This is a genomic window from Mycobacterium sp. (assembly GCF_032161845.1).
Classification (GTDB): Bacteria; Actinomycetota; Actinomycetes; order Mycobacteriales; family Mycobacteriaceae; genus Mycobacterium.
In genome coordinates, this window is record NZ_JAVRQA010000513.1 from 1 (window position 1) to 7,569 (window position 7,569).

At 65.9% G+C, this 7,569-nt stretch carries 6 protein-coding genes; 4 read left to right on the forward strand and 2 right to left on the reverse strand.

The annotated features are described in order from the left end of the window. The 4 genes from QOD90_RS28300 to QOD90_RS28315 form a co-directional block, all read left to right on the forward strand. A partial coding sequence (locus QOD90_RS28300) for a DUF4194 domain-containing protein (protein ID WP_526355351.1) occupies positions 1–532 on the forward strand: 532 nt, incomplete at its 5' end. Further along, positions 525–3,896 carry an ATP-binding protein gene (locus QOD90_RS28305; protein ID WP_526355353.1) on the forward strand — a complete coding sequence of 1,124 codons (3,372 nt, stop codon included), beginning with the start codon at positions 525–527 and terminating at the stop codon, positions 3,894–3,896. The genes QOD90_RS28300 and QOD90_RS28305, both read left to right, overlap by 8 nt. A 293-nt stretch (positions 3,897–4,189) precedes the next feature. Further along, the gene (locus QOD90_RS28310; protein WP_526355355.1) at positions 4,190–5,311 is read left to right on the forward strand and encodes a TetR/AcrR family transcriptional regulator; all 1,122 of its coding nucleotides are present in this window, start codon (positions 4,190–4,192) and stop codon (positions 5,309–5,311) included. A gap of 217 nt (positions 5,312–5,528) precedes the next feature. Beyond that, positions 5,529–6,284, forward strand: coding sequence for a response regulator transcription factor (locus QOD90_RS28315; RefSeq protein WP_526355361.1), 756 nt, complete (start codon positions 5,529–5,531; stop codon positions 6,282–6,284). A gap of 22 nt (positions 6,285–6,306) precedes the next feature. Here QOD90_RS28315 and QOD90_RS28320 read toward each other — a convergent pair whose 3' ends face one another. Together QOD90_RS28320 and QOD90_RS28325 are read right to left on the reverse strand one after the other, a co-directional pair. Then, positions 6,307–7,389: a M42 family metallopeptidase gene (locus tag QOD90_RS28320; RefSeq protein ID WP_526355357.1), complete on the reverse strand. Its 1,083-nt coding sequence runs from the start codon at positions 7,387–7,389 to the stop codon at positions 6,307–6,309. Next, a partial coding sequence (locus QOD90_RS28325; RefSeq protein ID WP_526355359.1) for a Rho termination factor N-terminal domain-containing protein occupies positions 7,386–7,569 on the reverse strand: 184 nt, incomplete at its 5' end. The genes QOD90_RS28325 and QOD90_RS28320, both read right to left, overlap by 4 nt.

A 7,569-nucleotide genomic window follows, 5' to 3' on the forward strand; every position in this document is an offset into this window, starting at 1 on the left:
CGATCGCGATCTCTACACGTGGGTCGTCGAGTACCGCGCGCAGCTGTGCGTGCGCCTGTCCGAACTGGATCTGCTGCTACGCATCGTCGACGGCGCCTCCGAGAGTGAGGGGGTCGCCTTCGTCGAGCAGGCCCGGTACGAATCAGCAAGGGGCGCAAAGCTGTTGCGCCGCGAACCGCTGGGCACCTACGACTCGATTTTGGCATTGCACCTGGCGCAGATGATGCGCGCGTCGGGCCAGGCGGGCATCCTGATCAGTCGCGACGAGGTACACGGTTTGTTCTCCGGGGTGCTCAACGAGGTCGATCGTGACACCGTCACCTTCACCGCAAGGATCGACGGCGCCATCGCCCGGCTCGCGTCGTTGGAGATCCTTCGCAAGAGTCGAGACGACGAGGACAGCTACACCGTCAGCCCGGTGATCAACGCCATCATGACGGCGTCGGTGATCAGCGAGCTCCAGCAGCAGTTCGAAATCTTGCTCAACGGTGGCGCTCCTCAAGACCAGGAAGAAGTACCGCTCGATGCCTGACCAGTTCCATCTGTCCCGCCTGCAGGTCATCAACTGGGGCGTGTTCGACGGGTATCACACGATCGCGTTCGGCGAAGGTGGCGCATTGATCGCCGGTGCCTCCGGCAGCGGGAAATCCTCACTGCTGGATGCGATCTCGCTCGGCTTTCTGCCGTTCAACCGCCGCAACTTCAACGCCTCCGGCGACAACTCGGCCGCCGGGTCGAGCGCCGGTCGACGCACCGTCGACAAGTACGTCCGTGGCGCCTGGGGGCAGCGCAGCGAAGCCGGCGCCAGCAAGGTCATGTACCTGCGTGGGGACGGCACCGCCTGGTCGGCCGTGGCCGTTACCTACACCAGCAACACCGGCCGCGCCATCACCGGCCTGGTGCTCAAATGGCTTACCGGAGAATCACGGTCGGACTCCTCGAGCCGATTCGTCCTTGCCGACGGTGACCGCGACATCGAAGACGTCTGTAACCGGTGGGCATCCGGGCGCTTCGACTCGGGCGTATTCAAGGACGACGAGTGGCGGTTCTCCACGAAGGTGGAGTCGCAGTACCTCGCTCAGCTGTACGCCACCATCGGCATTCGCGCCTCCGATGCGGCTCAGCAGCTGCTCGGCAAGGCGAAGTCGCTGAAGAGCGTTGGCGGACTCGAGCAATTCGTTCGCGAGTTCATGCTCGACGAACCAAGCAGCCTGACTCGACTCCCCGATGCGCTCAAGCAGATCGACCCCCTGGTCGACGCCCGCGAGTTGCTCGCCGTCGCGCAACGCAAGCGCAAGATCCTCGGCGACATCGAAAGGATCCAGCAGCGCTACGGCTCGGAGTCCTCCGACCTCGGCATCATCGATCTGGTGGACCAACCGATGGTCCGCGCCTACACCGACCACGTCCGGCTGGCGCAGTGCCCGGCCCAGATCGACTCGCTGGACACCACGATCGATCAGCTCGGCAACGAGTATGAGGACGTCACTCGAGCGCTCAATTTGGCCAAGGCCGAGGCGGATTCGCTCAACGCTCAGATCAGCGGATCCAGCGCCAGTATCGGGCCGCTGCAATCACAGGTGGCGGCGGCGGAGGCGCAGGCCGACGAAGTCTCCCGCCGCCGCGCCGCGTACGAGTCCATGGTGACTCCGCAGGGCGTCGAGATCCCGGAGACCGCCGACGAATTCTGGAACCTGCGTGAGGAACTCAGCACCCAGGCCACCGAATTGCTGGCGAGGTTGGACCGTGGCCGCGAATCCTCCACCGACGCCGAGTACGCACAGAAGGTTGCGCGGCTGGCGCGTGATGACGCAAGCAAGGAACTACGCCGGGTCGAGCACGTCGGCTCGGCGCTGCCCGAGTCCGCGATCACGATGCGCGATCACATCTGCGCCGCGGTGGGAGTGGACTCGAGCGAGCTGCCGTACATCGCGGAGCTGATGGACCTGCGGCCCGACCAGAGTCGTTGGCGGTTGGCCGTGGAGAAGGTACTTCGCGGAGTGGGATTGCGACTGCTGGTCCCTGACAGCCACTACGCGGCGGTGCTGCGGTTCGTCAACGAGACGAACATGGGCGGACGATTGCAACTGCATCACGTCCGCGCCAAGTTCGTCGGCGCAGACCCGAAGGAAGCCGAGCCGAACACGTTGGCGGGCAAGCTGTTCGTCGTCGACGAGAAGCATGCCTGCGCCGCCGAGGCGGCCGACGTCGTCGCCGCGGCCGGTGACCACGTCTGCGTCGACACCCCTGACCTATTTCCCCGCTTCCGGCGCGCGGTCACCGACACCGGTCTCTACAAGGACTCCGACCGGCTGGCCATCAAGGACGACCGCCGCCCGCTGAAGCAGGCCGACTACATCTACCAGGGTGACGTCGCCGCGAAGATCAACGCACTGACCGTCGACCTCGCAGGAGCCGAAGAGGCCTATCACCAGGCCAGGAGTGCCGCCGACGACATCGCCGCCGAGCGTCAGCAGTGGCGGGACCGGGCGGCCGCGTGCAAGGCGATCTGCGAGCAGTTCCCGCAGTGGAATCAGGTCGACACCGAGGCCGCTGACGGACATGCCGACCGCCTGCGCGAGCAGTACGAACTGTTGCTCTCCGATCACCCCGACATCGAGGCGCTCAACGCGCGGGCCGACCAGTGCTGGGAGCAGATCCAGACACTGATGACGCGCCGCGGCGCCATCCAGATCCGCCGCGACGACCTCGACGGCCGACGGACCCGATTGCTGGAACTCTTGGACCGCCTGACACCGGCGTTCGTGTCCGAGCCGCTGACCGAATTACTGAACCGCTACGCAGGCGACCTACCGGTGACGTTGGAGCTGCTCAACCCCGAGCCGCATCGGGAGGCGTTGTTCAGCGCGATCCGGCGTGAGCGCGAGCAGCTGCGCGAAAGTCGGAGGCGCTCCTACGACGAGCTCGCCCGCATCCTGAGCACGTTCGATACCGCGTTTCCCGACGCGATCCCCAACGACAGCGAGGTCTTCGACGAACGCGTGCACGACTACGTGGCGTTGTGCAGGCACATCGACGAGCGGGAGCTTCCCGAAGCCTACGAACGGATGATGCGGCTGGTCACCGAACAAGCACCTGACGCCATCCTCACGCTGCACCGGGTTGCCGAGCAGGAAGCCCGGCGCATCAGCGAGCAGATCAACAGGGTCAACACCGGCCTGGGCTCCGTCGAGTTCAACCGCGGTACCCGTTTGACGCTGCGCGCCACGCCGCGCAGCCTGACCGCGGTTGCCGAACTCACCGACATCGTCAAGGCCATCTCGCGCCGCATTGCCGAAGTAGGGCTCGGCGACAAGCAGGCGATCCTCGATCAGTACGCGGACATCCTGCGGCTGCGCAACCGGTTGGCGTCCACCGCTCCCGAGGACAAGGCCTGGACGCGCGATGCGCTCGATGTCCGCAATCGGTTCACGTTCGACTGCGCCGAATGGGACGTCACCAGCGAAGAGCTGATCCGCACGCATAGCAACGCCGGTGACAACTCCGGCGGCGAACAGGAGAAGCTCATGGCCTTCTGCCTGGCAGGTGCGTTGAGCTTCAACCTGGCAAGCCCCGAAAGTCTGGACAACAAACCGGTTTTCGCGCAGCTGATGCTCGACGAGGCATTCTCCAAGTCCGACCCGCAATTCGCGCAGCAAGCCCTTCAAGCGTTCCGCAAGTTCGGCTTCCAGCTCGTCATCGTCGCCACCGTGCAAAACGCCACCACCATTCAGCCCTACATAGACAGCGTGGTGATGGTGTCGAAGAAGGAAGCAGCCGGCCGCAACTCCCGTCCGGTGGCGACCGTGGCTACCAAGACGATCTCGGACTTCACCGCGCTGCGCCAGGACATGAAGGTATCGGCGGCCGCTTCGCGGGTACCTGCGACGGTTTGACGGCGATCGACCGGCTCACAGCGAGTTCTTAACACACCGCAAGGTGACACCCATCGAGGCTCGATAGCGTTCTCGCACGGACCAATTCGCTGCCGTGTGATGCCCGGCGACCCAGAGCTGCGGCGCGTGACGCTTCCCCCGAGCGTCGCGCGCCGCGCCAGGGGCGACCAGCGTCGCGGTCCGTCGTAACCTGTGAAGTGCCACAGCGTCTGAGCGGGCCTCATCGCCCGGCAGTATCATCGGACCCGCCGGAGATCCGACAACGGTTCTCCTTGCGAGGAAAGGTAGCCGCTGTGCCCGGGCAGGCGCCGGACCCCACCGGAGTGAAGATTCTGGATGCCGCTTCGCGCGTGCTCGCAGATTTCGGCTTCAAGCGCGCGACGGTGGAACTCGTCTCCAAATATGCTGCCGTGTCGCACATGACGGTTTATCGCAGGTGGTCCAGCAAGGGTGACCTCCTGCGGTTCGCGGTGCTACGCGAACTGTCGATCGTTCTCGACGCCGCGTTCGACGGCGCGGCTCACATCGAGTCGTTCGACGAGCAAGTGGTCCACGCCTTTGGGGAGGTGGTGTGGTCCGTGCGGGGCCATCCGCTGATGCGCCGGGAGTTGAACACCGAACCAGAAGTTCTGCTCGCCACGATGTCCACCGGATCCGGTTCGATCATGGAAACCGTCGTGCCATTGGTGGCCGAACGCCTTCGGCGCATCGCCGACGCCGACGCGAACTCCGCCAACCTGGCGGCCCTGGCAGACGTCTTCGTGCGGTTGGCACATTCGCTCGTGCTGGTGCAGCACCCGGACATCCCCCTCGAGACGCGCACCGCCCTCGACGTCTACGCTCGCCGCTTCTTCGCTCCCCTGGCCGCCTCGTCGGGTGCCGCTGCGGCGTCCGGCGCCACGCCACGCGCCAGAGTTCCGCACCAACGCCTCCAACTCGCCGCGGCGAGTCTGCTCGCCGTCGTTCTCGTCGGCGCCGGGTTGACCGCTGTCTTCGCGCGCCAAGGGGGAGCCCCCGTCTTGCCCGATCTGATGCGAACCGAGCAGTCGCCGGCTCCCTCGGTGCCCCCGATTGCCACGGTGCCGTTGATCCCTCCCAGCACCGTTGCCGAGACCACCGAGCAAGACGCCGTATCGGCCCCGACCGTCACGGCGCCCGTGCCGAGTGAAGAGTCCCCGGTCGCGTCCGATACGCCAACGTTCAGCAGCCACCCGACCACCTCTCGGAGGCCGGCGGGCGGGGACCGCGGCCCCGTCGTGGGCAGTCCCCAACGGCCACCGAACCCGTTTCCCGCCAGTCCGCCGGTCATGTTCACTCCGTGGCAGCCGCCGCCCGGACCCGGCCCATCCGGACCTGGCCCAAGGCCCGGGCCCGGGCCCGGCGGATTCGGTCATGGGGGCCATCCGTCCCCGTGACGGACGCGCCGATCGCGGCGCGAGCCGGGTATGAAACCGCTCGGCCACGCGCGGGGCGAAAGCTATGAATCTTCACAGCAGCGAGTGTCAAAGTGCCTGTTCAGAGGCCCCCTGTTAATCTGTGGCCGGATTCATAACACACCATCTTTACGCCGCGGATCGAGCTTCACGGCGACGAGGAAGGCAGCGGCATGACGGGTGGGCGTCCATCATGACGATGACGATCGGTGCGCACGGCGAAGCGAGTTTCGCAGGCACGCCAGCACCAGTCCTGCGCGCCGACGGCCGCCCCGTCAAGGTGCTCGTGGTCGACGACGAACCCGTGCTGGCCGAGTTGCTGACCATCGTCCTGCGCCGCGAGGGCTGGCAGGTATCCACCGCCGGCGACGGATCGAGTGCCATCCGCAGCGTCCGGCGCGAAGCACCCGACGTCGTCGTACTGGATCGGACTCTCCCCGACGTGGACGGTTTGGCGGTGTTGCGCTCGGTGCGGGACCTGCTGCCCACCCTGCCGGTGCTGCTGTTGACCGCCAAGGCCAGCGTGGAGGATCGGATCGCGGGGCTGGCGCAGGGCGGCGACGACTACGTCACCAAGCCCTTCAGTCTCGAAGAAGTAGTTCTGCGATTGCGCGGGCTGATCAGGCGCAGTGGCGTAGTCACCGACGTGGACCGCGGTCAGATCGTCGTCGGCGACCTAGTGCTGGACATCTACAGCCACGACGTGACCCGGGCGGGAAAGAGGATCGATCTGACTGCCACCGAGTTCAGGTTGCTCAGGTACCTGATGCGCAATTCGGGACGGGTAGTGGCGAAGTCCCAGATCCTGCGGGAGGTCTGGAAGTGCGAGTTCGGTGGAAGTCCCAACCTCGTCGAGATCTTCATCTCCTACTTGCGCAAGAAGATCGATTCCGGCCACCACCGACCGATGATTCACACCGTCCGAGGCAGCGGCTACGTGCTCAGGGCCAGATGACACGGCTGGCCGACGCTGGTTCCTAGGGCGTCGGATGCCGCAGAAATTCGACGAGGACTGCCACCATCGCCGGAATTGCGGTGCGGGCGATGACTTCGTAGCCGTGCGTGCTCAGCGTCGGCAGGCATAGCAGACCGGCTCGCGGCGCCGCTCCGTTGGCCTTCGCATGCGAGGCGTCGGACTCGAACGCGCCGAGGACGGCGCCCTGTGGCGACAGATTCAGCGCGGTGGCAATGTTCATCAGACGATCGGCGACGTCCTTGTCGTAGACGGACAGCGCGTCGGCGTAGCCGATGATGGGGCCGCCGCCGACCCGGGTGGTGTACTCCGCTTCGGTCGGCCCCACCTCGAGGGCGAGGGTCAGCGTCCCCGGCAGAGCACCACTGGCATACGAGCCGCCTGCCGCGCCGATCTCCTCGTTGGTGGTGAAGACCAGGTACACGTCCCCGGCCGGTCGCTGGCCGCCCTCGCGCAACGACCGCGCCGCCTGCAGCAGGGCGACAACCGCCGCCCGGTCGTCCATGAAGTAGCAGCCGAGGAAATCACCGAACTCGATCAGGGTGCGCTTGCTGCGATCGATGCACACCCGCGTGCCAGGGCGCACCCCGACCGATGCCAACTCGTCGGGCGTGCGACCGGTGAACACGTAGACGTGATCCCAATCCAGGGACCTGTCGCCCTGATCGGGTTTGGTCTCCCAGATCCGCTGACTCTCCTTGGTGGTGTGCTCGGACCCCAACGACAACACCGCACACAACGTGTCCCGATCCCCCAGCACCGCAACGGGTCCCAACCCGAAGTTCGCCGGGTACATGGTGCCCAGCTGGGTCACGTGCAGCGACCCGTCCGATTCGACTCGCTTGACGAGCATGGACAGCTCGTCCATGTGAGCCATCACCCGTATTGCCGGCTCGTCGGCGTCGCTGCCCCGTAGCAACCCCACCACGTTGCCCGCCTCGTCGATCCAGACCTCGTCGGCGTGGGGTTCGAGCTCACGACGGCATACCTCGCGGACCGCGTCCTCCTGACCGCACGGTCCGTAGGTTCCGAGCAACTCCCGTAGCAGGTCGAGGTCGACGTCCGGTGCGTCCGCCGAATCGCTCAACTGTTGCGGATCTTCGAGACCAGCTTGCTCTTGGTCAGACTGGAGTAACCCGACAAACCGAGGTCCTTCGCGCGCTTCTTGAGCTCGGCGACCGTCCAGTCGTCGTAAGACCCGGACTTGCCACCCTTGCGGGCCACCGAGGACTTTCCTTGCGCGGCGGAGGCATTCGAGATGCGCGCT

Coding starts and splice junctions, on each gene's coding strand:
- QOD90_RS28305 (WP_526355353.1), top strand. CDS start 525: ATGCCTGACCAGTTCCATCTGTCCCGCCTGCAGGTCATCAACTGGGGC.
- QOD90_RS28315 (WP_526355361.1), top strand. CDS start 5,529: ATGACGATCGGTGCGCACGGCGAAGCGAGTTTCGCAGGCACGCCAGCA.